The following is a 25,458-nucleotide window of genomic DNA, read 5'->3' as shown; positions in this document are numbered from 1 at the left end:
AATCCGCTGGAGGTGTTTCAAGCGGACGGTACCATCTCGATTCCAAAAGAAGTGATTCTTCGCGGGCTTTGCCGAGTTGACCGGCATCCACGCACTCTTTTAGCACTCAATTGTCACTTTGTCGCAGCGAGTCACGGTGGGGTCTAATCTCAGCTGATAAAAAGCCGATTTCTTCCCGCAGGCTTCGCGGTTGATAGCCGCTCATTTCGCGCTAGTATCGCCAAGACTACTCACCCAGCACACGTGAAAACGCCCTACTCACATTGTAGCGCGTTTTCGACGGAATTACTAGATACTACCATCTCAGACCATCTATGATCTGGTTGAATTGCTCATTAATCTTTGCGCCATCCTTTGCCCGACGTAGCTTATCCAGGCATTCCTGCACGATAGAGGAATATGTTCTCTCAGTTTCACCATCACCCAACCAACAGTTTTGATAATCCTCGTCAGGAAACTCACGCAGATAATCTAATGTTTTTATCAGACCGACCTCAAAATTATTAGCATATCGTTGGGCATAAGCCAATGCCTCAGGTGAATGATTCGCCTGAATTACTTGCACAGCCTCATTAGTTATCCGCATAATTACATTTTCTATGCCAGCATCTACATATGGCCAAGGCTCTAATAGCCTCTCATCATCAGCGTCGCCCAAAAATACAAACTCCGGCAAAACATTTTGTGTATAATACGTAACGGCATCCTTGAGGTCTTTATAGACTCCCATTGCCTCTTTGGCCTCAATAAATTCCCCATAGGTATTACAAAATTTATGATATCCTTCATCCTCAAGTTTTTGGTATCTTTTAGATAAAGCTTCAGGTATATTGATCTGCGCCGCCTCATCAATCTGTATAAACTTTTCTATTTCTTCCCCTACCCGGCTCTGGAGCTTATTTCTATCAGCATCAGCAACGCCTTCACGATACTGACCCGTACAGCCCCTCGCGATTGCGCTTCGGGTCGTCTTCAAAACATCTACTACTAGTCGAAGATCATCACCTGGTTGTAGGTTCTCCACATACTGTACAAATTTACCAACATCCTCCGGTGAATCGCCCGGAACGACCGGATAAATTTTACCGTCACCGACCATGGTCTCGCTAGAACTACCGATCATCGCCATTGAGCCGCCCCCGTCCGCCAGCCGAACACCCGCATTACCAAGAATCTCTGCATGCCGTAGACATTGGATATCAGCCTTGATACGATTCTTGCTAGTCTGATCCGATAAAGCCTCTTCGAGACTACCACTGTCTACCTCGGCTGCTTCGGCTTTGTTTGTTGCTATTATAGCAAGTACTAGGTCTTTAAATGGACTAACTCCCCTGTTGTGCTCAATGATTCCATCATAGGCCTCTTTCACCAATGATACCGGTGGTATCGGATGCTCATGTCGTGGCGATAGATGATCATGCATTATTTTTACCTAATTCCTTTTTTTCTTATCTTTACTGAACTATCAAAATAATACTCTATATATCTATATTTGTCAAGTTTATAATGCTTCTGCCGTGCACTGCCCTTAGAACATAAAGGCCAGTAGAATTCTCCACTGGCCTTTTGTACGGTAAAAAGCTTATTTAACTTCCAAGCCGCCCAAAATACACTCACCCCTCAGGTGGATTGTCTTTTTAGCAGAAGACTTCGGCGCAGTTTTATCCTCACTGCCGCCCAAAATACCACGAACCTCATTTTGGACAATTACGTCGTCCGGCAAACTAATGCTGGCGCCGCCACAAAACGTAAACACATCAATTACCGCACCGTCCTTAATCTTCGCCTGACGTAGATCCAACTCCACGCCGCCAAATATCGCCGTCACTGAACCGCCGGTATAATCGCCTTTCACCCGCGATTCTTCGCCGTAAAAAATTGCAACTTTTTCGTTATCGCTACCATCAGCAGCCAGCTTCTTAGATCGTCTGCGGCCCCCAGACCCGATACTCAGCATGATTACCAAGCCAACAATGATTAATATCACTGGCCAAAATAGCTTCCAGACACTAACATTAATCACATTATAGGTGTTCAGTCCGATCGCCGTACCAACAGCTATCAACAGTAACCCCCATACCCAGGCCGCTGGTCTGCGGGAGCTGAATAGTGCTGATAAACCAGCCAGGAGGAATATACCTGCCCAAAAAGTACCCCAAAATAGGTGCCAGTTATCAAAGGTAATAATCCCGAGATTCCGCAGCAGCAGAATCCCGCCGAGCGCCACGATGGTAATGCCCAAAAACGCTCTGACGAGAAAATTTTTCTTCATATGCCTAGTATACGGATACTAGTACCATTATTCAATACGCCTACTCTTAATTTATGCGAATAGCTCACGCCCGAATGTTGCCAAAATAACAACAACGATCACAACGGTCACTAGCGCCAACAGGAACGTGTCAAATCCCCGATCGACAAATTTTCTCGTACGCCTACCGCCAACCATCCTAGTCACCACATTATATCTCGTCAATCCGTAACAGACCAGCAGCATACCCGCGTCCAGCGTCAAACACCACGGACACAACGCGCCAATCTCAACATAACTCATATAAAACATCCAACCAGCAAACAGAAGGCCCGCCACCGCACCAAGCTGCGCGCCCCACATAAACCACTTCGGCAACTTCGCACCGGCTAGCAACGCCACCGCAATTGTCACCATTACTGGTAGCGTCATCACGCCGATGAAACTATTGGGAAAGCCGAGTAGTGTCGCCGACCAATGGTTTGCCACCGCCGAACAGCTTATCACCGAATTCAAGTCGCAGTTCAATGCAGCATGCGAATTTTTAGCAAGCGTCAGCGCCTCGATCGACAGTACAAACGAGGCCAACAAGCCCAAACCGCTGCCGAGCAGCAGCACTAATGCTGCGAACTGCCGGCGTTTTGAATCTTTGTTCGAGAGCCACTTACGCAGCATATCAAACATAAAAACTCACCTCACTAATCGTCGGTAGCGGTAATCCGCACCACATATTCTGCATCTGGCTATCAGCGCTCAATGCGATAACGGTCGGGTATTCAACGATGTCGTATGTCCGGCAAAAATCGCTGCCCTCAGCCGAATCTGGGTCAAGTTCCTCAATCGTATGTCCCGTCTGCCGACTAAAGTCATGTAGAAAACTAGTGACTTGGCGCGCGTAATCACTTTCTGCCCGATATACGACGACGACTCGCATTATTCTTGTCCTTTCTGGCGGCGTTGTTCTAGTATCTTGACGAAATCATCCAGCGTTTCAAACTTCTGAAACACGCTGGCAAAACGTACGTACGCCACCTCGTTACGCTTCGCTAACTCATCCAACACAAACTCGCCGATCTGCCGCGACGGTACCTCTGAGGCGCCCAGGGCATATAATTTATCCTCAACCGCCGTGATAATCGACTCGACTTCCTCGTCGGATTTAAGGAATTTGCCGACCGACTGGCGCACCGCATGCGCGAGCTTAACTCGATCAAACAGTTCACGACTGCCGTTTTTTTTAATCACAATGAGGTTTGGCTTTTCTACTCGTTCATACGTAGTGAAACGCCGTCCATCCGGCGTCTCGCGGCGGCGGCGAATCGCCACGCCATCAGAAACCTCTCGCGACTCAATCACGCGGCTATCACCAATGTTAAATCCGCTCATTTATTCCTCCTTGTTCTTTTTGCGGCGACGAAGGAATGCTGGCGTATCATCTTCGTCCGCCTCATCCTCAGCTGGCTGATCCCAGATGTTATTTTCCTGCTCGGACGTAAAGTCTGTCGCTCCGCTCTGCTCACTGAGCTCCAGATCAATCCCTTCAACCACCTCGTCATCAACCTCAGTCTCTGATTCATGCGACGCTTCACTCGTCAAACTCACCTCATGATCATGATACGTCTCGCTATCAAACCCAGTGGCGATAACCGTGATGATCACCTCGTCTTCGAGTTCTGGCTTGAGCGTCGCTCCAAAGATAATATTGGCATCAGGGCTGACCGCGCTGGTAATTACCTCAGCCGCCTCCTGAATCTCCGCCATACTCATGTCATAGCCACCAGTCACATTAAACAGCACGCCCTTCGCACCGTCAATCGACACCTCGATCAGCGGACTCTCGATCGCTTGCTGAGCGGCCTGCACCGCACGGTTCTCGCCATCGGCCCGACCGATCCCCATCAGCGCCGAACCAGCCCGACTCATCACCGCCTTGACGTCAGCAAAGTCGAGATTAATCAAACCATGCTCGGTAATCAGCTCAGAAATACCCTGCACACCTTGGCGCAGCACGTCATCAGCAATCTTGAACGTCTCGAGCAGCGGCGTCCGCCGATCAATCGTCTGCAGCAATCGGTCATTCGGAATAGTAATCAAAGTATCAACCTGTCGGCCCAAGTGAGTAATTGCCCAGTCTGCATTCACCCGACGCTTCTCGCCTTCAAAACTAAACGGCCGCGTCGCCACGCCAACCACCAGGATGTCCATCTCGCGAGCGATCTCCGCCACGATATGCCCAGCGCCCGATCCAGTGCCGCCACCAGCACCAATCGTCACAAACACCATGTCCGCGCCCTCAAGTGCCTGGCGAATCTCCTCGCGCGACTCATTAGCCGCCGCCTCACCAACCATCGGATCAGCACCGGCACCCAGCCCATTAGTCGTGGTATGCCCAAGGTGAATCTTAACATCCGCCTTAGAATTGTGCAGTGCCTGAGCATCAGTATTCATGGCGATAAACTGCACGCCAGCGAGCCCCGCATCTTTCATCCGATTGATGGCCGAACCGCCAGCTCCACCGACACCGACAACTTTGATACTGGCAAACGTTTGAACTTCACTTGGTGTAATCTGCGGCATTTTCCTCTCCCTATCTTTCTCTTATCAAGTATACCATCTTTGTCTACTAGCTTCTACTTAAACCTCGCTAGCAATCGACTAATCATTCCGCCGGCTTTCTTGGTCACCGAACCTACCTTGCTCTGCGCGTGCTCGGCCCGCTCAGTCCCCGCCCCATCAATGAGCATCAGACCAATTGCCGCCGCAAACTCCGGCCCATTCGCCTCGTCACTCACGCCCGCATATCCTGCCGGCACGCCTAGCTTAGCCGCCACGCCGAGGCTATTTTTCGCAAATTCGACCAGATCCTTAACCTTGGCGCCACCACCAACCAGCACCACGCCGCTCGGCAGCCGTCCGATGCCACCGGCCCGCTTCAGTTCTTTGGCAACGAGCTCGAAAATCTCCTCATAGCGCGCCTCAACAATCTCATCAATCTCGCTTTGTTCAAACGTATACACCTGTTTGTCGTATTTGGTATCAACGCGACCAGCCTTACCGCCGCCCAGCCGGGCATGCGCCAATTTAACCGCCTCAGCGATCTCCGGGTCGGTCTTGAGCCCAATCGCCACATCATTTGTCACGTTCTGCGCCCCCATAGGGATCACCGCCACATGCTGCAAATCGCCCTCTTCAAATACCGCCACTCCCGTTGTACTGCCGCCAATGTCGATAACCGCCACGCCGTTCTCAATCTGCGACTCGCTGAGCACCGCTCGCGCTGCCGCCAACACGCTTGGTGTTAGGCTCGAGGCAGTGACATTCGCCATCTCGGCCGACCGGCGTAAATTCGCCACATACGGCGTCAAGCCCGAGACCACATTGGCTCGTAGCTCCAGGCGCGTCCCACTCATCCCCACCGGATCCTTGATGTTGTCCTGCCCATCCAGCCGATAGGCATGCGGCACAATCTCCAAAATCTCTCGATTAGCCGGCACCTTCCCGGTCGTCGCCACTTCCTCGATCCGCAGCACGTCCTCGTCTGTCACTTCGCCGCCGCTCATCCCCACCGCGATCATGCCATCGGCCTTGGTGCTCAAGATATGTGACCCATTGACGCTCAGTGCCGCTGCATTGATATGATGGCCGCTCATGCGTTCGGCCGCCTCGAGCGCCTTGTCAATCGCCGCCGCCGGCCCCGTCAAGTTCGATACCGCACCTTTACGCATGCCGCTATTCTCACTCACACCAACACCAACGATGTTCGGCAGTCCCGACTCCCCGATATGTCCGACCACGCAGCGCACGGTCTTTGTACCAACATCAATTCCTACCACATATCGAGATTGTTCTTGCATATGCTTAGTATACCAGATAGCCTAGAGTGTCGTCAAAATCTCCGCACCCGTCTCAGTAATCAATACGGTGTGTTCAAAATGTGCACCCAAACTGCCGTCTTTCATGCTAATCGTCCAGCCGTCGTCCTCGGTCACAATTTTCTCGCTGCCGAGGCTAGCCATCGGCTCGATGGCAATTGTGTCGCCTGCGTGCAGCACCGGCCCGGTACCGCGGCGACCATAATTTGGAATCTCTGGACTCATGTGCATCTCCAGTCCTACGCCGTGGCCAACCAGCTCGCGAATGATACCCAATTTCGCTTTCTTCAACACCGCTTCCACGCCCGCCGAGATATCGCCAACGCGCGTTCCCTCGCCAGAAATCGCATCAATTCCCGCATACAAACTCTGTTCCGTCGCGTGCAGCAAATGCTTCTTAGCGCCGCGCGGCTCTTCGTCAATCACCATAGTAAAGGCGCTATCGGTTTTCATACCGCGGTAGCCGATCACCAGGTCAAAACTCACCACGTCGCCTTTCTCAAATACATAGTCTGTCGGGAACGAGTGCACCAATTGCTCATTAGTCGACACGCAGATCACCCCTGGAAATTTTACCTCATCTGTCAAATACGTCGCTTCCGCACCAAAATCCTTGATTCGCCCGGCCGCAAACTCATTGACATCCAATTCACTCATACCAGCCGTTACCCGCTGGCGCAACTCGTCATAAATCGTCGCCAACATCCGCCCGCATTCGCGCATATCCTTCATCTGCTGCGGCGTTTTCTCACCCGTAATTAAAGTTGGCATGCGTACGCCACCTCTTCATAAATCCGGTCATGTACTTCACCAGCCGTCCCGACGCCGTCCAGATGGACAATCCTAACGCCTGCCTCAGCAAAAATCCCCAACACCGGATACATTTTTTGCCGATAAATCGTCATTCGCCGGGCAATCGCCTCTGGCGTATCCTCCAACCGGCCACGCTTTTCTAGCCGCCGCATAATTTCCGCCTCCGGCACTTCCAGTGAAATCACCGTATCAATCTTCTCACTCATCCGTGCCATATACTCATCCAGCCATGCCGCCTGTTCTTTCGTCCGCGGAAAGCCATCCACAATGATATTTGGATATTTTTTATCGCGCGCATCCTGCACCGCCTGCTCAAACACTTGGTAAATCAACGCATCGCTCACCAGCTCGCCCGAGCGTAAAATATCAATCACCGCCGGATCATTACTTCGGCGCAACATCTCGCCGGTCGATAGCCATTTCCAACCCTGGCGCGCTGCCAACATCTGCCCCTGCATACTTTTACCAGCCCCCGGCGGCCCAAACAATAAGATCATCCTTTGCTCCTTTTTCTGTGTTGTTATTGTTTTGCTAGCGTTTCTTTGGTAATTTTCGCAATCAAGGCGCCGTCAGCCGCATTGCCAGCCTTAGCCTTCACCGCACCGATCACCTGACCCATCTGCTGCATCGTCGCACCCAAATCAGCAACCGCTGCCTCGACCATTACCCGAATCTCATCTTCGCTCAGCTGTTTAGGCAGATACTCCTGTAAAATAGCTGCCTCCTTCTCCTCTGGCTCAGCTAGTTCCGCTCGGCCATTTGCCCGGTATAATTCGGCACCTTCTTTGCGTTTTTTAACTTCGCGGGCAATAACCTTCTCGACTTCTGCATCACTTAGGCCCTCGTCGCGCTTACCGAGCGATACCTCCTCATTAAGAATTGCCGCCTTCAAACTACGTAGGACGTCACCCCGAAAACGATGCCGCCCTAGAAGAGCGGCTTTCATATCATCAGCAATACGCGCTTTTAGCGCCGACATTAACGCGTTGCTCCCATACGCATCCTGGCTGTTTTCTCGGCCCGGCGCTCGCGGCGAATAATCGCTTTCTTGCGGCGCTCAACCTTGGAAATCGGCTTGGCAAATCGCATCACCGACTTTGCCCGTGCAAGGACACCGCTCTGCAGCACCTTGCGATTAAAGCGACGAATCACATTCTCGTTCGCTTCCTTCTGATCTTTACGTGTAACTTGAACCATACTTTTTGCATTATAACAGATGAGAAAATATTTGACAAATTAGTATTCCAGATCAACCGAATATATCGCCGCCAAACTTGCCGGCTGGTTCATATTGGCGTGTGTATGACGAAGGATATTCCACTGACTGATTTCTGGAATATTAGGTATATTACGTATATTACGTGCACGCTCAACTATCATTTGAATATCTTCCCACTTGTTTAGATGGCTCAGTTCTGGTACTAAAATATCAATCCTCTTTCGCACATTTGGAGCCGCCGCCTGGAAGTCACCCTCAAACGCATTCCGTTTCAATCCAGACGGATCAACCAAGAAAGACTGAATCCAACCATTCTTTGGTGCTTCAAACGGACGGTCCAACTCCTCCGGGCTAAACTGAACGCCCTTTGCATATTCGGTATCACGGAGATGAGGAGCTTCCACGGCAAGCGGTATCAAGCCAGCTTCTTTAGCTGTTGGAGAAGCAGACTCCTTAGCATACCGAGCGTCCTCTGCTCCTTCTTTTCCGAAAAAGCCAACAGCAATACCACCCAGACTCATATCCCGTGTACCTGTCGGATCATGCAATCGTAACTCCGATACTGCACCTGGCTCCATATTCGCGACTATTCCCGCAGCTTGCCTTGCCCCCAGTGAGTGTCCAGCTACATTGACCTCGTCATAGTCTTGAGCAACATGCTCCAACACCTTTGCATAATATTCACCTGCTGGTACATAGCTACCAGTCTGCCTGATTTCTTTTTGGACCGACTTTGGCAGCATACCAGAATTACCGATTCCTGGACCATTCATTACCATATAGGCAACATCTGGATTTGCATAAACCATATTGACCGCTTCACGCTGAGCGTTCGGATGACGAAAGGCACCGCCCCAGCCATAATACACAGCCTGAAGCTCTCCCGCGCTAGGGTCGCCGATTAGCGCAACCTCAATTCCAACGCCACCCAAACCACGAATATAGCGTGGGTTTTTCAACTGCTCAATAGCTTTTTCTTTCTGGTCCTTGTTGATATCAAGCCACGGATTGGCCTCCAGCTCTTCAATCCTTTCTGGCGATATCTGAATTATTCTACCATCATTAGACAACTTATTCTCAGTGCCCTCTGCTGCGGGCACTATATGACTGACTCGTTCTAAACGAAGACCTTCGTCAAAGCTATAGTCTGGTGTTATTTTAGCTGTTTCACTCATGTGCGTAATGCTCCAGTGCGGATTATTTCTCAAACTGACTTTTGTTATATTACATAAATTGATATAAATCAACCATACGGTGGCTACTGACACCTATGCTGTAACTATTCTGCACTACTTACGTGTAGCAACCGTCCCTCAACCGTCCGCACTCCCTGCCACTCGTTGACGGTTGGCTGAAACCACACTGCTACTTCATCACCTGGATCGCGAAAGAATTCCTCTGATGCGTTGAACGCCAGCGTCTGCAACAGTTTACCATTTTTATCACGCAGCGCTAATTTAACGTGTTGTCCGTCCGCACCCATCCGCCGCACGCTCGATACGCTCGCTGTAGTGATTTTTACTACAGGCTCGGGATTACCATTGCCAAACGGCTCCATTCTCGCCAGATTCTCCACCAATTCCTCATTAATTTCCGAAAAATCGTCGATTTCCACGTCAGCCCGCGGCAACAAATATCGCTCTTGATTTTGTAGCTGCAGCGAGTCATAAAACTCATTCACGCGCTGACGAAAATCGCCAATTTTCCCAGTCTCCAGCGTCACGCCCGCTGCCGCTCCATGTCCGCCGCCTTTGATGATAATGTCATCCGCTGCCCGCACGGCATCTGCCGCTGAAAAATCACCAAAACTGCGCGCCGAACCCGTTGCTTCCTCGCCGCGCTCGCCAATGATAAATACCGGCTTTTTATATTTCTCCACCAGCTTCGACGCCACAATGCCGATAACACCGTGATTCCAGCCATCACTACTAACCACCAGCACCGGGTCATCAGCCAACCCCTCGGCTTGTACGCACGCCTCCTCAAAAATTGCGTCCTGAATACCGCGCCGCTTACCGTTCAGCTCCTCTAGCTTCTCACTTGCCTCCAGTGCCGCCAGCCCATCGCGCGCCGTCAGCATATCTAGCGCGTGCTGCGCCGTCTCCAGCCGCCCCGCCGCATTCATTCGCGGACCCAAACCGAACCCCAGATGCCTGGCATTGACTTGTTCTGGCTCAATACCCGCCACCGCCATCAGGGCCTTCAGTCCTGAACGTTGTTGTTTTTTCAACACCTCCAGACCCCAATAGACATTTGCCCGATTTTCATCCGCCAACGTCACGATATCGCACACCGTCCCCAGTGCTACCAAATCGAGTAGCCATTTTTCATAGCCATTAGGCAGCCCATCCAATTCAGTCTGCAGCGCCTGGACCAACTTGAACGCCACGCCCGCCCCACACAAATCACGAAATGGATACGTATGACCAGAGAACTTCGGATTCACCGCTGCCACGCTCGGTGGCGGCGTTTCGGCCACGTTGTGATGATCCGTCACCACCGTATCAATTCCCAAGCTAGTAGCATAGGCAATTTCCGCATGGCACAAACTACCCGTATCCACCGTCACGATCAAATCCGCACCCATATCACGCACCTTGTCCACCGCACCCATAGTCATACCATAGCCCTCGACAAACCGATTCGGAATGAAAGCGTCTACGCCCTCAAAACCAAACTTACCAAACGCATCCAGCAGCAGCGCCGTGGCGCTCAGTCCATCAATATCATAATCGCCGTAAATGACGATTTTTTCACCGTGCTGCCGCGCCTGTTTCAACCGCGCCACCGCCTTCTTCATGTCCGGCAGCAAAAACGGATCGTGTTTGACCGCCGTATAATCCGGCTGCAAAAAAGCCTCGCGCGCTGCTCGCGTCGTCAGGCCCCGCGCTGTTAAAATCTGCTCAAATAATGTCATCAATCTCTATCAACCGAGCCGCGCTTCGGCCGGGCCGCATGTTGCTGCGACTTAATCACCATACTCTGTAATTCCTTGAAAATCGGGAACTGCTTGTTCGTAAAGTATGCCCGCGAATTGCCCTGCTTTTCACTCCTCAGGAAACCAACCTTTTCCAGCCGCTTGAGCTCGCGCTGAATGTTACCGGGATCTTCCTTAATCAGCTTCGCCAGGCCACGTACGTGCGTATGAAAATCAGGATACTTGGCGTACACGACTACGATTTTGCGTCTCACTCGTGATGTAATAAAAATGTCAAGCATTCTCTCCCCATATTCCCTTTCGTTACCACTCAGTGTATCACAATTTTACAACACCCGACAAGCTTTTTTCGACAATTATACGCCCTACAGCCTCAACATACGCGCTTACACCCTAAAACGCTCATGATTATATTCAACCAGCCAGCGCGGTATAATAAAGCAAGACATGTACTACTATTTGGTATCACCGATCAAGATCATTCGTGCCGATGCGCACTCGTTTACCTATGCACACCCTGAGCAGCTGCCAGTCGGTGCGCTGGTCGTTATAGAAGTTGGCTCGGCTCATTGCGTTGGTATCATCATGTCAGCAGTCGTTAAGCCTGAGTTTACGGTTAAAGAAATTGTCCAGATTTTAGATGACGCTCCCGTGCCGCTACCGCTCATCCAAACGGCTCTGTGGATGAGTAGCTATTATCATACGCACCTCGCGACCGTCTGGCAAACCATTCTGCCACGCGGTTTGACGAAAAAGCGCCGCCACATACCCGCACGCGCCGCCAGTCCGCAGGCCTCACGACCACCGACAACAGCGCTCACGCCCAACCAGAGAGCCGCCATCACCGCCATTGACGACATGCTCCCCGGCAGCGCCCTACTACATGGCGTGACCGGATCTGGCAAGACGCGTGTCTATATCGAGCTCGCCCGGCGGTTGATAGACGAGGGCTTATCGTCAATTATTCTGGTGCCAGAAATTGCCCTCACCTCACAACTCGTTAGCGAATTTGCGAGGTATTTCGACAATATTATCCTCACCCACTCGCGTCAGACCGAAGCAGAGCGGCACGTGACTTGGCAACATGTTATCAATTCACGCGACCCGCTCATCGTCATCGGCCCTCGATCGGCCCTGTTCATGCCCGTCCAGCAGCTGAGCCTCGTCGTCATTGATGAATGTCACGAACCCAGCTTCAAACAAGAACAATCGCCCCGCTACTCAGCGCTGCGTACTGCAGCCATTCTCGCTCGCCAGCACGAAGCCAAGCTTGTCCTCGGCAGTGCCACCCCTACGATCAGCGATTATTTTCTGGCAAAAACCGCTGGCCGGCCTATCATCGCTATGCCCACGCCCGCCCGTTCAGACGCCGTCAAGCCACGCATCTCGCTGGTTGATATGACCAAGCGCACAAACTTTACTCAGCATTTCTTTCTCTCTGATCAACTACTCTCGGCTATCACCGGCTCGCTGGATGACGGTCATCAGGCCCTCATCTTTCATAATCGCCGCGGCACCGCCGCTATCACCCTATGCGAACAATGCGGCTGGAATGCTGGCTGTCCGCGCTGCTTTGTGCCACTCACCTTACACGCCGACCAGCACCAGCTCCTCTGTCATATCTGCGGTTTCACTGCAACCGTCCCTACCAGCTGCCCCGAGTGTCGTCATGCCGATATCATTCATAAGGGCCTCGGCACCAAGCGCATCGAGGCAGAATTACGCAAGCTCTTTCCCGCGAGCACCATCGCCCGCTTCGATGCCGATACAAGTACCAACGACGCAGCTGATAGGCGCTACGACGAGCTCAAAAACGGTTCAATTGACATCATCATCGGCACCCAAGTGATCGCCAAGGGCCTCGATCTACCGCACCTACGCACTGTTGGTGTCGTCCAAGCCGACGCCGGGTTGACACTGCCTGACTTTTCCTCGAGCGAGCGCACCTTTCAGCTGCTGGCCCAAGTCGTTGGCCGCGTTGGCCGCTCCCATCACGCCACCAACGTCATCGTCCAGACCTTTCAGCCGGATCATCCCGCCATCCGCGACGGACTCGCTCAAAATTACACTGACTTTTATGCCCGCACTATCGCGCGGCGACACGCTACTGACTTTCCGCCATTTGTCTATCTGCTCAAATTAACCTGCGTCTACAAAACCGAAGCTGCCGCTATCCGCAACGCCAAAAAGCTCGCCCAGACACTGCAGGCAGCCGCCCCGGCCGACATGTGCATCCTTGGCCCAACACCGGCATTTTATGAGCGAGTCCGCGACACGTACCGCTGGCAGCTCATTCTCAAAAGCCCGCGCCGCAGCGACCTTGTCAGCCTCCTTGATCTCGTACCACCCGCTCATTGGCAGGCTGAGCTCGACCCGACCAGCCTCCTCTAGCCACCTGTGGTATAATAATCACAATGACTAAAGACGATATCATTGCCCTGCCACATCCGCACCTCCGCCAAAAATCAGCTAAAATTCACGTCATCACCGACGAGGTGCGCCAGTTATCAGCCGATATGATCGCGGCCGCTCTTGACTGGGAAGATTCTCGCCCTCATGAAATCAGCGCTGCCCTAGCTGCCATCCAGGTTGATCATCTCGAGCGCGTCATCATCGTCCGCAGCGACTTTGACGACAAAGTCACTCGCGAATTCACCACCTTGATCAACCCCGAAATTGTCAAATACGAGGGAGAAATTGTCGCCGATTTCGAAGGCTGCCTCAGCGTCAAGCATGTCTACGGCAAAGTCCCCCGCCATTCTAAAATCCGCGTCAAGGCTCTTGACCTCGACGGCAACGAGATTCGCCTCAAGGCCGAAGGCTTCCTCGCCCGTGTCATCCAGCACGAGATCGATCACACCAACGGCGTCGTCTTTATCGACCATATCCGCGACCAGCACGACGCTTTTTACACGCTCGATGATTCTGGTGAATTACAGCCGCTTGATTATGAAGCCGACATCAAAGATAATGCTCAGCTGTGGGACTAACATGCCACCAATCATCTTTTTCGGCACCGAAGCGTACAGTCTGATTACCCTTAAGGCACTCTACGAGGCAGGATTTCCCATTCGCGCCGTCATCACCAAACCCGATATGCGTAGCGGCCGCGGCCATAAGCTTACCGAACCACCAGTCAAGACCTTTGCCCGCCAACATGGCATCCTCGTCTGGCAGCCCAATAAGCTCCGCGACATTATCCCCGATATCACCGCCCTCCAGCCTGTCGCTGGCGTCCTCGTCGCTTATGGCAAAATTATCCCCCAGTCAATCATTGACCTCTTCACTCCTGGTATTATTAATCTCCATCCCTCGCTACTGCCAAAATGGCGTGGCCCTTCACCCATTGAGGCCGCCATTGCACACCGAGACTCAGAAACCGGCATCTCCATTATGCAGCTTGACGCCCAGATGGACGCTGGCCCAATTTACACCCAACACCGTCACCCGCTCACCGGCACTGAAACCAAACCGCAGCTATATGATGAGTTGTTTGCTGCTGGCAGCGACCTGCTCGTACGCACGCTGCCGGGCATCCTCGCCGGTACGCTCCAGCCAACTCCACAAAACGACGCCGATGCCACGTATTGCCAGCTGCTTTCCAAGGGTATGTCGCTCATTGATCCTGCCACCATGACCGCCGCAGTCGCCGACGCCCATGTACGGGCGTATCTCGGCTTTCCACGTAGTCGTCTGCGCATTCATGACCGTGAACTCATTATTACCAAAACTCACGTCTCAGAGGCTCCAGAATCGCCGCTGAGCGTCAAGTGCTGTGATGGACGATACGTAACCATCCTCGAACTGATCGCCCCGAGCGGCAAAAAAATGACCGCAGAGGCGTTTCTCCGCGGCTATCAAGGCTAAGTTCATGATCTAAGGCAGCTTAAAAAACTTGCTCTAAGCTTGACCCGGCGCCGAGGATGCACTCATACCGCCTAAAATAGCCTCGCGGTTAGTTATAATCTCCTTCTTCAGCTCGTCCATCGTTGCTGCCACCACGTCGCGATAATCAGGCCGATTCACCTCCAGCCACTTCGTCGCCGCAAACTCATCTTTTAGACCCGGATTATTCGGATCAGCCTTGGTCGCCTGCACCAGCCGCTGAAACATTGGCTCCTGCTGGTAATTTGGTGCGTGTTTGGCGAGAAACTCATCTACCGCGCCCGGCGCCTTGTCGATGATGTTCGCAAATTCATCCAGCTGCGCGTCACTCATCCCCTGACTCAGCCGCTCACCGACCCGTAGCTCCAACTCACTATAAATATGCTGCAAAAACGGCTTCTTCTGCTCATCTGGCAGTTGGTCTAGTCCTAATTCTTTCAAAAAATTATCATCTAGTTGGAACATATCGTCTCCTCGTTTATGGTTCCCGTTCTTTATATCTAGTATAGCAGCATCCTGATCAGAATGCTACTATACCTCATGGAGCTATTTGACGACCTATGCGTCCAACCGACTTTTTAGACGAGCAATCTCATCCTCCAGTATTGCCTGGTATAGCTGTCCGGCCTCTGGTATATGAGTTTTTAGCCACTCACCGACAACGGTAGGATCACCATCATATGCGTCAACGAGCTTATTTAATTCCTCATCTTGTTCTTCCGTTAATAGCTCATCGCCAACGCTAGCAAATTGGATCTCAACCGTACCGATGAGGTTGTGGAGAGTGCTCTGCTTAACCTCATCACTCGCACCAGTAATACCTAACTGCTCAAATATTTGTTCCTGTGTCATTGTTTGTGTTCTCCTATTGTTTTAATTTCTAAAGCTTAGTGACGCCTTTCATAGCTTCAATGACTCGTGCTGCTTTATCACTAAAGCGTACACTCGTATCAACATTCCAAGGCCCAAACTGCTGGTCACCAGCACCTCCCGTAAATATATCTACTGGGTTATTGTTACCGTCGACAAAAAGATTATCTTGGCCAATGTTATTTGCAAGCTTATTCAGAAACTCCGTCGAATCGCCCTCGAGCCTATAGCCAAGATGCTGCAACTGATCGCCAACCACGCTCTCTGGCGCACTGTTCGTATTAACTTCAGTAAAGTGAGACTGAGCTGGTAGAGTCTCTGACGAAACTGTTGGTGGAACATTTCCAGCACTATCACCGCCTCCGGTTTCTGACTTTAGCTTTTCAACATTGCCACTCCCACCGGCGCTTCCCGATCCCATCAAATCCGTAGAAAATTTAATGACTGCAGCTAGCGCCACCGCGCCTACCACTGGCTTAATAAGACATTCAGCATTCTTGCCAGCCTCAATTGATGTCTCATATAGATGCGTACCGACGATATCACGCGCACCCGGCTCCCAATCAGAACCTTCTTCTTGTGCCGCCTCAGCCCGAGCCTGCATAGACTCCAAGAACCGTTGATGATATACGTCTGCCACAGCCTCAGCTTTATATTCTTTATTTAGCGGATTTTTATCTTCTGGACTAACTTTCATGTTGGCATTTCGCTTGTTGGCCAAGCCACGAAATACACCAGCACCCGCCCCAGCAACGGCAAGACCAAGCGGCAAGCTAAATATCGCCGTCAAGCCACCAACCGCACCAGCAGATACATAGCCCAGTCGTCGCAACCACTTGCTCATTGGACGTCGATGCTTACCATTCTCATCTTTGCCATAGTCCATCTGTAGACGTGCAATTTCTTGAACATTGTCATGATGCTCTGTCGCAAAGAACTGACCACGTATACCGCGAACTTCCTCTTCTGTTAGATTGCCATCATTAATCTCACGACTGAGGAAGTCACGCCGATCAGCATCAACCTGCGTCAAGGCTGCTTCGTAAGCTGCCGCTGCCTCCTGCTCTTCTTTAGATGGACGCGTTAGACGATCAGCGAGCTTAGCGCCCAATCGACCACAACCCAGCAAGCGTTCCATGAGCTTACCGCTTGGATTGATGCGTAGCCCATGGCTCTTCTGTTTACGATCCATAACCTGTTGAAAACGCTCACGTTCAGCTTCATAGCGCCTAATATGCTCAAGATACGGGTATCGTTTCTCACCAGTAGCAGGGTCTATCTCATACGTATTCTTAAAGAAATCGCTCATGCGAGTCATCGCATCACTGATTCTCTCCTCGGCTGAACGTGGATCATCCTCACCACTACCATCATCTTCCGGCCCCTTCGCGCCTTCCGGACCTTTTTTACCCGACCCCAGACCATCAATCTTCTCTATGATTGCCTGAATAGCTTCACGCGCCTTCGCCTTATCTTCAGCAGAGGCGTCTGGATCACTGAGAACTCGCGAAGCCTCGTCCACTAGCTCAACAGCTTTATTCATAAGAGCATTTTCACCGCCCTCGCTGCTGCTACTACCCTGGCCCTCAGTCCCCTTACCAATCGCCGGAACCTCTCCCAAGTTTTTCTTGGCTGGCAGCAAAGCAGGAGACGACGATGTGTCAACAGACCGCTCCGCAGACGAAATAGTGTTGCGACGATGAGAGATGTTTCTTTCTGGCATACTGGCAGCTTCCTTTCAAAGACAAATAATTATATGTAAGCAATTTAAGTATCTCGTAAAATATACACTTGCTGTCTAAACTTTAGCAGATTTAGTAAGAAAAGTCAATAGAGAATCGTCCGATATACTAAAATTACCCACAGTGACAAGTTGTTACAACGTCTTCTTCACCAGCTCCCGCGTAAAGAACTCCAGTGTGTCGCCTTCTTCGACGGCGACTTTTCGCGTAGTTTTGAGGCTGAGTCCGCACATTTCACCCTCAAACACTTCTTTGGCTTCCTGATGTTGACGCTGAACGGATGATACTTCAACCTCGGCAATGTGCTCATCGCCGCGCTTCAGGCGTGCCAACAAGCCCTTATAGACCTTACCCGTCATCACTTCACCACCAGCGATCACCTCTTCGCGCACCGTTCGGAACACGCCCTTAACACTCAGCCGGCCGACCTCAGTCTCGACGACCTCTGGGGCCAGTAGCGCCTCCATGGATTGCTTGGCATTATCAAGTAGTTCATAAATCACCCGGTATAGTCGCACCTCAACGTGCTCACGCGCTGCCAGGCGCTTTACTGCTGGCGGCAGATCGACATTAAAACCATAAATAACCGTGTTCTCGCCAACTGCCAGATGAATATCATTTTCTGAAATGTTACCAACCCCGCTACCGATGACATGTAGATCCACCAAGCCACCTGTATCAATCAATTTCAGGCTATCAATCACCGATGTGAGCGACCCCTGAACATCAGCCTTGACGAGAACATTGAACGACTCAGCGTCATGCTGCTGACTCATCATTTTCAAAATATCCGAGCTGGTGACATTGGTGCTGGCAGCCATTTTTTCCTGCTCTAGGCGCGCTGCCTGCGCCAAATGCCGTGCTTCTTTCTCGTTTTTAGCCAACCGAAAACTATCACCAAATTGCGGCAGCTCCTTAAATCCAGTCACATTAACCGGTGTGCTCGGGCCCGCCATTTTCATTGTCTGACCACGAAAGTCCGACATTGTTCGTACTCGACCGTACGCCGTGCCGGCCACCAGATAATGCGCTGGCTTTAGCTGACCGTGCTCAACGAGTAGCCCGACCACCGCGCCACGCCCGGTTTCCATATGCGCCTCAATCACCAAGCCCTCCGCCGGCACGTCCTCATCCGCCCGCAGATCTTCCATATCTGCCACCAGTAGCACCATATCCAGCAGCTTATCCAAATTCTGGCCAGTTTTAGCGCTAACTTCCACCATCACCGTATCGCCGCCCCACTCCTCAGGATTGAGGCCGTGCTCAGATGCCAGTTGCGTTTTTACCCGCTGTGGATTGGCGGTATCTTTATCAATTTTGTTGATTGCTACCACGATTTTGGCGTTAGCCGAACGGGCAAACCGAATCGCCTCGACCGTCTGCGGCTTGACGCCGTCGTCCGCCGCCACTACGATGATCACCACGTCAGTCAGCACCGCGCCGTGTTGCCGCAACGCTGCAAACGCCTCGTGCCCCGGTGTATCCAGCAGCGTAATCATCCGCTCGTTACGCTTCGTTTGGTAGGCGCTAATGTGCTGCGTGATACCGCCGGCCTCACCAGCAGCAGTCTTGTTACCCAAAATCGCGTCTAGCAAGCTCGTCTTGCCGTGATCAACATGCCCCATCACCGCCACAATCGGTGGGCGCGGTACTGCCCTTTCCGACAGTGTATGTTCCACGCGGGCGCGGCCAACAGCCGCTTCCTTTTTCTTGAGCGTCACCTCAAGGCCCAGCTCTTCAACGATAATCGATGCCGTCTCAAAGTCCAACCGCTGATTAATCGTCGCCGCGATACCATTCTTAAACAGCTCGCCAATAAGCGTCGTGACCGGTAGATTCAAGGTGGTAGCGAGCTCTCCGACGGTTACTGAATCTGCAATTGCGACAATCTTTTCTGTCATCTGCTCGTGCTCCTTTCATCGCCCGCGTGACACCTCGGCGAACTGTTTACATTACTCTTTTTCTATAGGCTATTTTTTCTTGCCGCCAGCCAGCGACAGCGAAATCTTGCGATTATCTTTATCAATTTCTAGCACGGTAAAGGTCTTGCGCTCATTCAGTGTAAAGACTTTCTCCGGGTCAGTCCCATCGCCACCCAGCTCCGAAACGTGAACGAGAGCCTCGACAGCTGGACTTAGCTGCACAAATGCACCAAACGGTGTAATCCGTGTGACTGTGCCTTCGACGTCCTCGCCTGACTTGAACTGCTCCACTTCATCCAGCCATGGGTCCTTCGTCAGTTGTTTCATACTCAAGCTGAGGCGCTCCTTGTCGATAGCGATAATCTTCGCCTCCACAGTCTGGCCAACCTTGACGTAATCGCTCGGGTTGTTAACCCGCTCCCAGCTAATTTCTGAGATGTGAATCAGTCCCTCAATTCCCTCAACGTTCACAAACACGCCAAAGTCTACCACGCCAGTCACGATACCCTTGATGGTATCGCCGACTGACAACTTCTCGAACCGCTCCGCCAGGCCCTCTTTGATGGCCTCTTTTTCGGAAAAGATGAGCTTGTTCGCCTTGCGATCAGCATCCAAAATCCGTACGCGAATCTCTTTGTTGACCAGCACGTTAAGCCGCTGCAAGATCTCATCCTTGTCACTTGAACCAACTCGCGGATAATGCTCAGCCGATAGCTGCGATACCGGCAAGAAACCGCGCACCCCTTCATATTCAGCCAACAGACCACCACGATTGGCGTCGTACGGTGTCACCGTTACAATTTCACCGCTCTCCAATTTGGCGGCGACCTCGTCCCAGCCACGATCGCGCGCCGCTTTACGCATGCTCAAAAGTGAATAACCGTTGTCCAGCTCAACCTCGACAACACTCGCAGTTACCTCGTCACCTTCTGCGTAATTGTTCGACATGCTCACCTCACGGCGCGGCACCAAGCCAACGCCCAAAGGCCCCAGATCAATCAGAACTTCGTGTTTCTTTATTGATAAAATAGTTCCGTGCACAACCTCGCCCGCGGTCAGCTGTTTCACGGAGTCGCTCGCCTGAGCAAGCAGATCGTCCATGGTCAATGGATTTGCCATACGTCCAAATAGACTCCCATATTACGTTAATATTCTTATCCAAGCGGCCTGCCAAAACAGTCACCTCTTGGAGGTCTCGCTTTATTATATCGTAGATAACGCCTCGAGTAAAGAGAAGAAAGCTAAACTACCAACATTGACCGGCGATAAGCAAAGCCCGCGGCTACAATCAGCCCCAACACGAAGCCAACTGCCAACGAGTCAGCCGGCCCAGTTGCTGGTAAGCGGGATGACCCACGGCCATTATTTCGAGCTGGTGCTGTCGGTTGATTTTGTGCGTGCTGTTGAGGCTGTTGCTGCGCAGGCTTTTTGACTTCAGCTGAAGAAGTATCTTTTTTCTCATCACTCTTCTCATTCTTCTTTTGCTCAGTCGATGCCTTATCAGTCTTTGTACCCTTTGCATCTTTTTGCTGCTCGGTCGTCGCAGTATTTTCTGCCGATGATGCCACCTGATTCTGTGCCGATAATTGTCGCAATCCGTACAGCGTTGCCAAAGCGATCGCCGCCAAAATAACCCCTACAACTACGTAGATTACAACATATCCTCGCTGGCGGTTCTGCTTCATACCATTATCTCCCTGATGTTACTAGTACTTACTGTACCATATTGTCACCACTCTCGTAAAGGGTTATACTGGCCTCATGATTATTGCAATTGATACTGGGGGTACAAAAACATTAGTCGGACGATTTACCGACAACGGTACACTAGAAACAACGACTCGGTTTGCTACGCCAACAGATGTTACGGCATATATCAAACAGGTCGTTGAGACCATCACCATGATCACCGAGGGCGCGCCTGTCACAGACATTTCAATTGGCTTGCCCGGCACCGTCACTGGCGGTGTTGCTACGTACTGTATTAACCTTGGCTGGTGCGGCGTACCCATCCAAGACCTCTTAGCCAAGCACTTCTCCGATGCTCAAATTATTCTCGAAAATGATGCCAATCTCGCTGGTCTCGCTAGTATCCGTCGCCTCGAGCCACAACCAGCCTGTGGTCTTTACGTCACTGTCGGCACAGGTATTGGCACTAGTATCATCCTCAATGGCACACTCCACCCTAGTTTGCGCGGCAGCGAAGCCGGCCATATGCAAGTTGCGTATCAATCAACTATCGATTCATGGGAAAACCTTGCCTCGGGACGAGCGCTCAGTCAACAGTTTGGAGAGTTATCGGACACAACACCGCCTGAAGTCTGGCTTGAGGCTGCTAAGAGACTCAGTCTAGGACTTCAGGCACTGACCGCCGCTATCCAGCCAGATGTCATCGTAATCGGCGGTGGCATCGGCCGCTACACCGACAAATTCTCCGCATCGTTAGCCGGATTTATCACCGAGAAACTACCGTCATTTATCACCTGCCCACACATCGTTGGTGCAGCATATCCCGAGGAGGCCGTACTGTATGGCTGCTACGATAACGCTATCCTCCATCGTTAAGCAGCTGACTCGTGATTACCCGAGGTATCGGTTCCAGACTGGTGATGTTTTTTCGTGGTCATACCACTCACAGACAATTACTTACATTGATGAGGAATCACCAGCTGCTGTCGCCCAGCTACTCCATGAAACGGCCCATGCCATCCTAGGCCATCATCACTATACTCGTGATATTGACCTTATTACCATAGAGCGCCAGGCTTGGGAGGCGGCTATCCATCAGTTAGCCCCGAACTATAATATTATTCTGACCATGGATGATGACGTCGTTCAGGATGCACTTGATACCTATCGCAAGTGGTTGCACGCCCGCAGTACATGCCCAACATGTGGCGCTGTCGGTATAGAAACCGCCAAGCACCACTATCATTGTCTCCTTTGCACCGGCAACTGGCGTGTCAACGAGGCCCGGTCCTGCGAACTGCGCCGTTACCGCAAATAGCCCTCTGTAGAAAGAGGGCTATGTATCCTTTTAAATAGTACGGCTACGCAGCCAGCGTTACGTCGTCTTGAGCCGTTGCCTGTACTGTCGATGCTGTTGTCGGATTAACCGCCGTCGTAGCTGTCGTTGTTGCCTTACGCCGACGAGAAATACGGCCACCCTTCGCGCCAGCAATCCGTGCTAGAGCTGGATTAGCCGCAAAACCACCGGTACGTCCGTTCCGACCGCCCTTCGCACCAATCTTTGCATAGAAATCTGGGTCACGTGCTAAGTTTTTTGCTGCTGCTTTCATACCGCCAATTTTTGTACCTGCCATGTGAGTTTTCCTCCCTAATTAAAAAGATTTCCACATCATCTACCGTGGAAACCCTCGCCTTTATATATCACACATGATATGTGTTTATGTATGCATATTATCATACTGCTCATACTTTGTCAACATTTACATAAGCCATTTTTATTGTGAATAAAATATTGCAATCGGCGATCTACTTCGTTATAATGAGATCTGTCACACCGTGACGGCACCTGTTGGAGCTTAGAAATGATGAGTTCCACCACTCAAAAACCACCCTTTCTGCGAGATGGGTGGTTTTTGGTTGTACAAGGAATTCTGTCAACAGCTAAATTACCTGAATTAAAAAATAATCTGACGGCGAGCAAAATAACATATACCTCTCTTCAACTTTCCAACCACAAAGCCGTGTCCGTAAAACTAGCTCAATAGCAAAGACGTGTGACCCCAACGCACCATCCTTATCCGGATGCCAATTTTAATGCACCGCCAACAGCTGCGCCGCCGGCCCAGCACCAGCTGTCATTGCCACAAACTGTGCCCTCGTCCAGTAGAGCTGTCCCGATATTGGGTCATTAATATAAAATCCAAGCGGATCGTGTGGCTCGCCGCGCACCCCAACGATGAGGCGCACATGCATTGGTATTGGCCCACTCACCGTTCGGCCTGACGATGTTCTCCAGCTGTCAATTTTTGCGCCAGTCCGCCACACACCCCACGCGATAACTGGATTACCATTGTGGATTTGCTGCGCCACGAAATTCGCATTAGCCCCATACGCTAGCGATGTTCCCCGGCCATATTGGCCGGCAGCTCGCGCCACTGGACCAGCATATACACCCCATCCTGTGCCTGTACCCTGATTACCGTTTACATCACCCACAAACTGCGCATTCGGATCATCCCACTCATTTGTCGACTTATCTCGCGGTCGTGGATGATACCCAAAGCGCTGCAAAATATTCCAATCATTATCATGTACGCCACGATATGCCAAGGCCATACGCAGCGAGGCCGCTTCGCAGCTTTGGGCGTACGCCTGACGATAGAATGGTACGTTATTGAGTTTGACGACCCGTGAATTAGTTGTGAACGATGTCGCAATTCGCTCTACACTCGGCAGTCCAAATACTGGCTGCACGCCTGGCTCTACCCAAACCTGGACTTGCCGCTGAAAGCCCATATTGACCACCCGAGCAACCATCGTATTACCACGCCAGGAAATACTCTGAACTGTACCAGATGAAACCCTGAGACGATCCTGGGCGCTCTTGTGGTCAACTGCCTGATCAAAGGTTATCCATACATCCTGCACCGCTTGATCAACAGTGGTTCGCCACGGGGACGCCCCCACACCACGCACATGCCCATTAGTGGTAAATGTCTTTTTTACTTCCTCGACGAGAACACCTCCACGAGCTGTCCGTAGGCCTTTAGGAATGGTGTATGTGTATGTCTTGCCCGGCTCCAATTTATCCGCCTTGAATACGTACTCGGTATCGCTCCGCCACGAACCATTACCAGCCGTATCAACCGCTATATTTGGCCGATCCTTTGCATCAATTGCTTCCTGAAACGTCAACTTCAATTCATCTGATGGCGTTACTGAATGCTCTTTAATCGGTGACCCAATCGCCGGTAGTGGCGCACTCTTCACCGTAAAACGTTTTAACTCTTCCTTCTGGGCTTTATCGTATAACTTGAAGGTGTACTGCGTGTCAGGTGCTAGTAGGCCAGCATATTTCCATGAAAATGTTTGATCATCAGACGACTCACGCTTCAGCTCAAGCGCTGGCTCGGTCGTCAATTCTAGATCGCGCAATTTACTCGCCCGCGACCCCAAACGCACCGTCAACGCCTGGTCCATTGCGATCACTTCTTTGCCGTCCAGTGATGTCGTATCCACTCGTGGTGCTTTTTGCGTCTTGAACGATACATCATGGATTGTCGCATTACCAAACAGCGAACGTCTCGCTCCCGGGAACGCCACGGTGTAATTTGTATCAGCTGCCAGTGGCTGGTCGGGCGTAAACTCCATCTCAAAAACGCCAAACAACTGTCGCTTTTCGCGCCACACGCCGCGCACTTCCGGCTTAATCTCTGGCCTCACCTCGCCAAGCTGTTGATTAAACTTCAAGCGGATCGGCCGGTCAATCGCCTGCAAATCCTCGTCGGACACGCGCTCAGCGCCGACGTTACCGCGCGTTGTGATAACAAATAGCACTCCAACTACTATCACCGTCAACGCAACGATACCGCCACCAATAATAACCCACGATTTTGGCCGCCTCAACCAAGACGCGCACATCACCACAAACCCCCCACGCTCCGACCTCAGGGACTCTGGCTGTTCTGTTTGTTTTTTATCCATTTCCTCATCATTATATCATACTTATGCTACTCGCAAGCGCCTCTGGCAAAAACGAAAAAAGACTCCCTATTCGGAAGTCTTTTTTATAATTCGGCACCGTGCTAGTTTCCCACTTTCGCAGTATAATCGCCGCTGAGGAGCTTAACTTCTGTGTTCGGGATGAGAACAGGTGTTTCCTCCTCGCCATGGGCACCGAAGGAGGGGGTTTAAAGCGCTTGGTTCCACATATACTCGCGTGGTGGGCCAAACCCCTTTCTTCGATGTCCAGTTTTC

General features: G+C 51.5%; 27 protein-coding genes and 1 rRNA gene. 5 read left to right on the top strand and 23 right to left on the bottom strand.

Going from position 1 to position 25,458, the window contains the following annotated elements:
* Positions 1-295: 295 nt before the first annotated feature.
* The 14 genes from FBF28_00870 to FBF28_00805 all read right to left on the bottom strand — a co-directional run bounded on the left by FBF28_00870 (position 296) and on the right by FBF28_00805 (position 11,374).
* Entirely contained in the window at positions 296-1,423 is a 1,128-nt protein-coding gene (locus tag FBF28_00870) for a hypothetical protein (GenBank protein ID QJU08119.1), read from the bottom strand.
* 159 nt (positions 1,424-1,582) lie between these two features.
* Positions 1,583-2,272, bottom strand: coding sequence for a hypothetical protein (locus FBF28_00865; GenBank protein ID QJU08118.1), 690 nt, complete (start codon positions 2,270-2,272; stop codon positions 1,583-1,585).
* A gap of 51 nt (positions 2,273-2,323) precedes the next feature.
* A complete protein-coding gene (locus tag FBF28_00860) occupies positions 2,324-2,935 on the bottom strand; it encodes a vitamin K epoxide reductase family protein (GenBank protein ID QJU08117.1) in 612 nt (203 codons plus the stop codon).
* Positions 2,928-3,185, bottom strand: a complete 258-nt coding sequence (locus tag FBF28_00855; GenBank protein ID QJU08116.1) for a hypothetical protein — start codon at positions 3,183-3,185, stop codon at positions 2,928-2,930. Before FBF28_00855 ends, FBF28_00860 begins: the two co-directional genes overlap by 8 nt.
* Complete coding sequence (nrdR, locus tag FBF28_00850; protein QJU08115.1) at positions 3,185-3,637, bottom strand: transcriptional repressor NrdR; 453 nt, start codon at positions 3,635-3,637, stop codon at positions 3,185-3,187. The genes FBF28_00855 and nrdR overlap by 1 nt, the downstream gene beginning before the upstream one ends.
* On the bottom strand, positions 3,638-4,828 hold the full coding sequence (gene ftsZ, locus FBF28_00845; GenBank protein ID QJU08114.1) for a cell division protein FtsZ: 1,191 nt from the start codon (positions 4,826-4,828) through the stop codon (positions 3,638-3,640).
* 53 nt (positions 4,829-4,881) lie between these two features.
* Positions 4,882-6,105: a cell division protein FtsA gene (gene ftsA / locus FBF28_00840; protein ID QJU08113.1), complete on the bottom strand. Its 1,224-nt coding sequence runs from the start codon at positions 6,103-6,105 to the stop codon at positions 4,882-4,884.
* A 21-nt stretch (positions 6,106-6,126) separates the two neighbouring features.
* A complete protein-coding gene (gene map, locus FBF28_00835; GenBank protein QJU08112.1) occupies positions 6,127-6,894 on the bottom strand; it encodes a type I methionyl aminopeptidase in 768 nt (255 codons plus the stop codon).
* A complete protein-coding gene (locus FBF28_00830; protein QJU08111.1) occupies positions 6,882-7,433 on the bottom strand; it encodes an oxidoreductase in 552 nt (183 codons plus the stop codon). The genes map and FBF28_00830 overlap by 13 nt, the downstream gene beginning before the upstream one ends.
* A gap of 23 nt (positions 7,434-7,456) precedes the next feature.
* Entirely contained in the window at positions 7,457-7,915 is a 459-nt protein-coding gene (locus FBF28_00825; GenBank protein QJU08110.1) for a GatB/YqeY, read from the bottom strand.
* Positions 7,915-8,133, bottom strand: coding sequence for a hypothetical protein (locus FBF28_00820; protein ID QJU08109.1), 219 nt, complete (start codon positions 8,131-8,133; stop codon positions 7,915-7,917). Before FBF28_00820 ends, FBF28_00825 begins: the two co-directional genes overlap by 1 nt.
* A 39-nt stretch (positions 8,134-8,172) precedes the next feature.
* Positions 8,173-9,330 carry a hypothetical protein gene (locus FBF28_00815; GenBank protein ID QJU08108.1) on the bottom strand — a complete coding sequence of 386 codons (1,158 nt, stop codon included), beginning with the start codon at positions 9,328-9,330 and terminating at the stop codon, positions 8,173-8,175.
* A 104-nt stretch (positions 9,331-9,434) separates the two neighbouring features.
* Positions 9,435-11,072, bottom strand: a complete 1,638-nt coding sequence (recJ, locus tag FBF28_00810) for a single-stranded-DNA-specific exonuclease RecJ (GenBank protein QJU08107.1) — start codon at positions 11,070-11,072, stop codon at positions 9,435-9,437.
* Positions 11,072-11,374, bottom strand: coding sequence for an ArsR family transcriptional regulator (locus tag FBF28_00805; GenBank protein ID QJU08106.1), 303 nt, complete (start codon positions 11,372-11,374; stop codon positions 11,072-11,074). The genes recJ and FBF28_00805 overlap by 1 nt, the downstream gene beginning before the upstream one ends.
* 166 nt (positions 11,375-11,540) lie before the next feature.
* Here FBF28_00805 and priA point away from each other — a divergent pair, with 166 nt between their 5' ends.
* From priA to fmt, 3 genes are read left to right on the top strand one after another with little or no spacing between them, the layout of a single operon-like run.
* Entirely contained in the window at positions 11,541-13,484 is a 1,944-nt protein-coding gene (gene priA, locus FBF28_00800) for a primosomal protein N' (GenBank protein ID QJU08105.1), read from the top strand.
* A gap of 23 nt (positions 13,485-13,507) precedes the next feature.
* Positions 13,508-14,083 (top strand): peptide deformylase, encoded by a 576-nt coding sequence (gene def, locus FBF28_00795; GenBank protein QJU08104.1) that lies wholly within the window; start codon positions 13,508-13,510, stop codon positions 14,081-14,083.
* 1 nt (position 14,084) lies between these two features.
* Entirely contained in the window at positions 14,085-14,960 is an 876-nt protein-coding gene (fmt, locus tag FBF28_00790) for a methionyl-tRNA formyltransferase (protein ID QJU08103.1), read from the top strand.
* A gap of 33 nt (positions 14,961-14,993) precedes the next feature.
* Here the strand turns inward: fmt and FBF28_00785 are convergent, their stop codons facing one another.
* The 6 genes from FBF28_00785 to FBF28_00760 form a co-directional block, all read right to left on the bottom strand.
* Positions 14,994-15,443, bottom strand: coding sequence for a hypothetical protein (locus tag FBF28_00785; protein ID QJU08102.1), 450 nt, complete (start codon positions 15,441-15,443; stop codon positions 14,994-14,996).
* Positions 15,444-15,536: 93 nt separating this feature from the next.
* Positions 15,537-15,830: a hypothetical protein gene (locus FBF28_00780; protein QJU08101.1), complete on the bottom strand. Its 294-nt coding sequence runs from the start codon at positions 15,828-15,830 to the stop codon at positions 15,537-15,539.
* A 28-nt stretch (positions 15,831-15,858) separates the two neighbouring features.
* Positions 15,859-17,571, bottom strand: coding sequence for a hypothetical protein (locus FBF28_00775; GenBank protein QJU08100.1), 1,713 nt, complete (start codon positions 17,569-17,571; stop codon positions 15,859-15,861).
* 153 nt (positions 17,572-17,724) lie between these two features.
* On the bottom strand, positions 17,725-19,491 hold the full coding sequence (locus FBF28_00770; protein ID QJU08099.1) for a translation initiation factor IF-2: 1,767 nt from the start codon (positions 19,489-19,491) through the stop codon (positions 17,725-17,727).
* A gap of 69 nt (positions 19,492-19,560) precedes the next feature.
* Entirely contained in the window at positions 19,561-20,631 is a 1,071-nt protein-coding gene (locus FBF28_00765) for a S1 RNA-binding domain-containing protein (protein ID QJU08098.1), read from the bottom strand.
* A 122-nt stretch (positions 20,632-20,753) separates the two neighbouring features.
* The gene (locus FBF28_00760; GenBank protein ID QJU08097.1) at positions 20,754-21,197 is read right to left on the bottom strand and encodes a hypothetical protein; all 444 of its coding nucleotides are present in this window, start codon (positions 21,195-21,197) and stop codon (positions 20,754-20,756) included.
* A 76-nt stretch (positions 21,198-21,273) separates the two neighbouring features.
* Between FBF28_00760 and FBF28_00755 the strand changes: the two genes are divergently transcribed.
* On the top strand, positions 21,274-22,077 hold the full coding sequence (locus FBF28_00755; GenBank protein ID QJU08096.1) for an ROK family protein: 804 nt from the start codon (positions 21,274-21,276) through the stop codon (positions 22,075-22,077).
* A complete protein-coding gene (locus tag FBF28_00750) occupies positions 22,043-22,519 on the top strand; it encodes a hypothetical protein (protein ID QJU08095.1) in 477 nt (158 codons plus the stop codon). Before FBF28_00755 ends, FBF28_00750 begins: the two co-directional genes overlap by 35 nt.
* Positions 22,520-22,562: 43 nt before the next feature.
* Here FBF28_00750 and FBF28_00745 read toward each other — a convergent pair whose 3' ends face one another.
* The 3 genes from FBF28_00745 to rrf all read right to left on the bottom strand — a co-directional run bounded on the left by FBF28_00745 (position 22,563) and on the right by rrf (position 25,382).
* On the bottom strand, positions 22,563-22,835 hold the full coding sequence (locus FBF28_00745; protein QJU08094.1) for a hypothetical protein: 273 nt from the start codon (positions 22,833-22,835) through the stop codon (positions 22,563-22,565).
* 457 nt (positions 22,836-23,292) lie between these two features.
* The gene (locus FBF28_00740) at positions 23,293-25,185 is read right to left on the bottom strand and encodes a hypothetical protein (protein ID QJU08093.1); all 1,893 of its coding nucleotides are present in this window, start codon (positions 25,183-25,185) and stop codon (positions 23,293-23,295) included.
* Positions 25,186-25,273: 88 nt separating this feature from the next.
* Positions 25,274-25,382, bottom strand: a 5S ribosomal RNA gene (gene rrf, locus FBF28_00735).
* Between the last annotated feature and the right edge of the window lie 76 nt (positions 25,383-25,458).

It is taken from the genome of Candidatus Saccharibacteria bacterium oral taxon 488 (genome assembly GCA_013099195.1).
Taxonomy (GTDB): Bacteria; Patescibacteriota; Saccharimonadia; order Saccharimonadales; family Saccharimonadaceae; genus Nanosynbacter.
Note: the sequence above shows the minus strand (reverse complement) of the source record. Positions and strands in the feature narration are given on the sequence as shown.

What these genes read in the sequence shown, in the direction of transcription:
- FBF28_00825 (QJU08110.1), bottom strand. Translation starts at nt 7,915, where the DNA reads ATGTCGGCGCTAAAAGCGCGTATTGCTGATGATATGAAAGCCGCTCTT.
- FBF28_00785 (QJU08102.1), bottom strand. Translation starts at nt 15,443, where the DNA reads ATGTTCCAACTAGATGATAATTTTTTGAAAGAATTAGGACTAGACCAA.
- FBF28_00870 (QJU08119.1), bottom strand. Translation starts at nt 1,423, where the DNA reads ATGCATGATCATCTATCGCCACGACATGAGCATCCGATACCACCGGTA.
- ftsZ (QJU08114.1), bottom strand. Translation starts at nt 4,828, where the DNA reads ATGCCGCAGATTACACCAAGTGAAGTTCAAACGTTTGCCAGTATCAAA.
- FBF28_00745 (QJU08094.1), bottom strand. Translation starts at nt 22,835, where the DNA reads ATGGCAGGTACAAAAATTGGCGGTATGAAAGCAGCAGCAAAAAACTTA.
- FBF28_00765 (QJU08098.1), bottom strand. Translation starts at nt 20,631, where the DNA reads ATGGCAAATCCATTGACCATGGACGATCTGCTTGCTCAGGCGAGCGAC.
- FBF28_00780 (QJU08101.1), bottom strand. Translation starts at nt 15,830, where the DNA reads ATGACACAGGAACAAATATTTGAGCAGTTAGGTATTACTGGTGCGAGT.
- def (QJU08104.1), top strand. Translation starts at nt 13,508, where the DNA reads ATGACTAAAGACGATATCATTGCCCTGCCACATCCGCACCTCCGCCAA.
- FBF28_00740 (QJU08093.1), bottom strand. Translation starts at nt 25,185, where the DNA reads ATGGATAAAAAACAAACAGAACAGCCAGAGTCCCTGAGGTCGGAGCGT.
- FBF28_00820 (QJU08109.1), bottom strand. Translation starts at nt 8,133, where the DNA reads ATGGTTCAAGTTACACGTAAAGATCAGAAGGAAGCGAACGAGAATGTG.
- FBF28_00750 (QJU08095.1), top strand. Translation starts at nt 22,043, where the DNA reads ATGGCTGCTACGATAACGCTATCCTCCATCGTTAAGCAGCTGACTCGT.
- FBF28_00760 (QJU08097.1), bottom strand. Translation starts at nt 21,197, where the DNA reads ATGAAGCAGAACCGCCAGCGAGGATATGTTGTAATCTACGTAGTTGTA.
- FBF28_00805 (QJU08106.1), bottom strand. Translation starts at nt 11,374, where the DNA reads ATGCTTGACATTTTTATTACATCACGAGTGAGACGCAAAATCGTAGTC.
- fmt (QJU08103.1), top strand. Translation starts at nt 14,085, where the DNA reads ATGCCACCAATCATCTTTTTCGGCACCGAAGCGTACAGTCTGATTACC.
- FBF28_00830 (QJU08111.1), bottom strand. Translation starts at nt 7,433, where the DNA reads ATGATCTTATTGTTTGGGCCGCCGGGGGCTGGTAAAAGTATGCAGGGG.
- priA (QJU08105.1), top strand. Translation starts at nt 11,541, where the DNA reads ATGTACTACTATTTGGTATCACCGATCAAGATCATTCGTGCCGATGCG.
- ftsA (QJU08113.1), bottom strand. Translation starts at nt 6,105, where the DNA reads ATGCAAGAACAATCTCGATATGTGGTAGGAATTGATGTTGGTACAAAG.
- FBF28_00775 (QJU08100.1), bottom strand. Translation starts at nt 17,571, where the DNA reads ATGCCAGAAAGAAACATCTCTCATCGTCGCAACACTATTTCGTCTGCG.
- nrdR (QJU08115.1), bottom strand. Translation starts at nt 3,637, where the DNA reads ATGAGCGGATTTAACATTGGTGATAGCCGCGTGATTGAGTCGCGAGAG.
- recJ (QJU08107.1), bottom strand. Translation starts at nt 11,072, where the DNA reads ATGACATTATTTGAGCAGATTTTAACAGCGCGGGGCCTGACGACGCGA.
- FBF28_00815 (QJU08108.1), bottom strand. Translation starts at nt 9,330, where the DNA reads ATGAGTGAAACAGCTAAAATAACACCAGACTATAGCTTTGACGAAGGT.
- FBF28_00865 (QJU08118.1), bottom strand. Translation starts at nt 2,272, where the DNA reads ATGAAGAAAAATTTTCTCGTCAGAGCGTTTTTGGGCATTACCATCGTG.
- FBF28_00860 (QJU08117.1), bottom strand. Translation starts at nt 2,935, where the DNA reads ATGTTTGATATGCTGCGTAAGTGGCTCTCGAACAAAGATTCAAAACGC.
- FBF28_00770 (QJU08099.1), bottom strand. Translation starts at nt 19,491, where the DNA reads ATGACAGAAAAGATTGTCGCAATTGCAGATTCAGTAACCGTCGGAGAG.
- FBF28_00855 (QJU08116.1), bottom strand. Translation starts at nt 3,185, where the DNA reads ATGCGAGTCGTCGTCGTATATCGGGCAGAAAGTGATTACGCGCGCCAA.
- map (QJU08112.1), bottom strand. Translation starts at nt 6,894, where the DNA reads ATGCCAACTTTAATTACGGGTGAGAAAACGCCGCAGCAGATGAAGGAT.
- FBF28_00755 (QJU08096.1), top strand. Translation starts at nt 21,274, where the DNA reads ATGATTATTGCAATTGATACTGGGGGTACAAAAACATTAGTCGGACGA.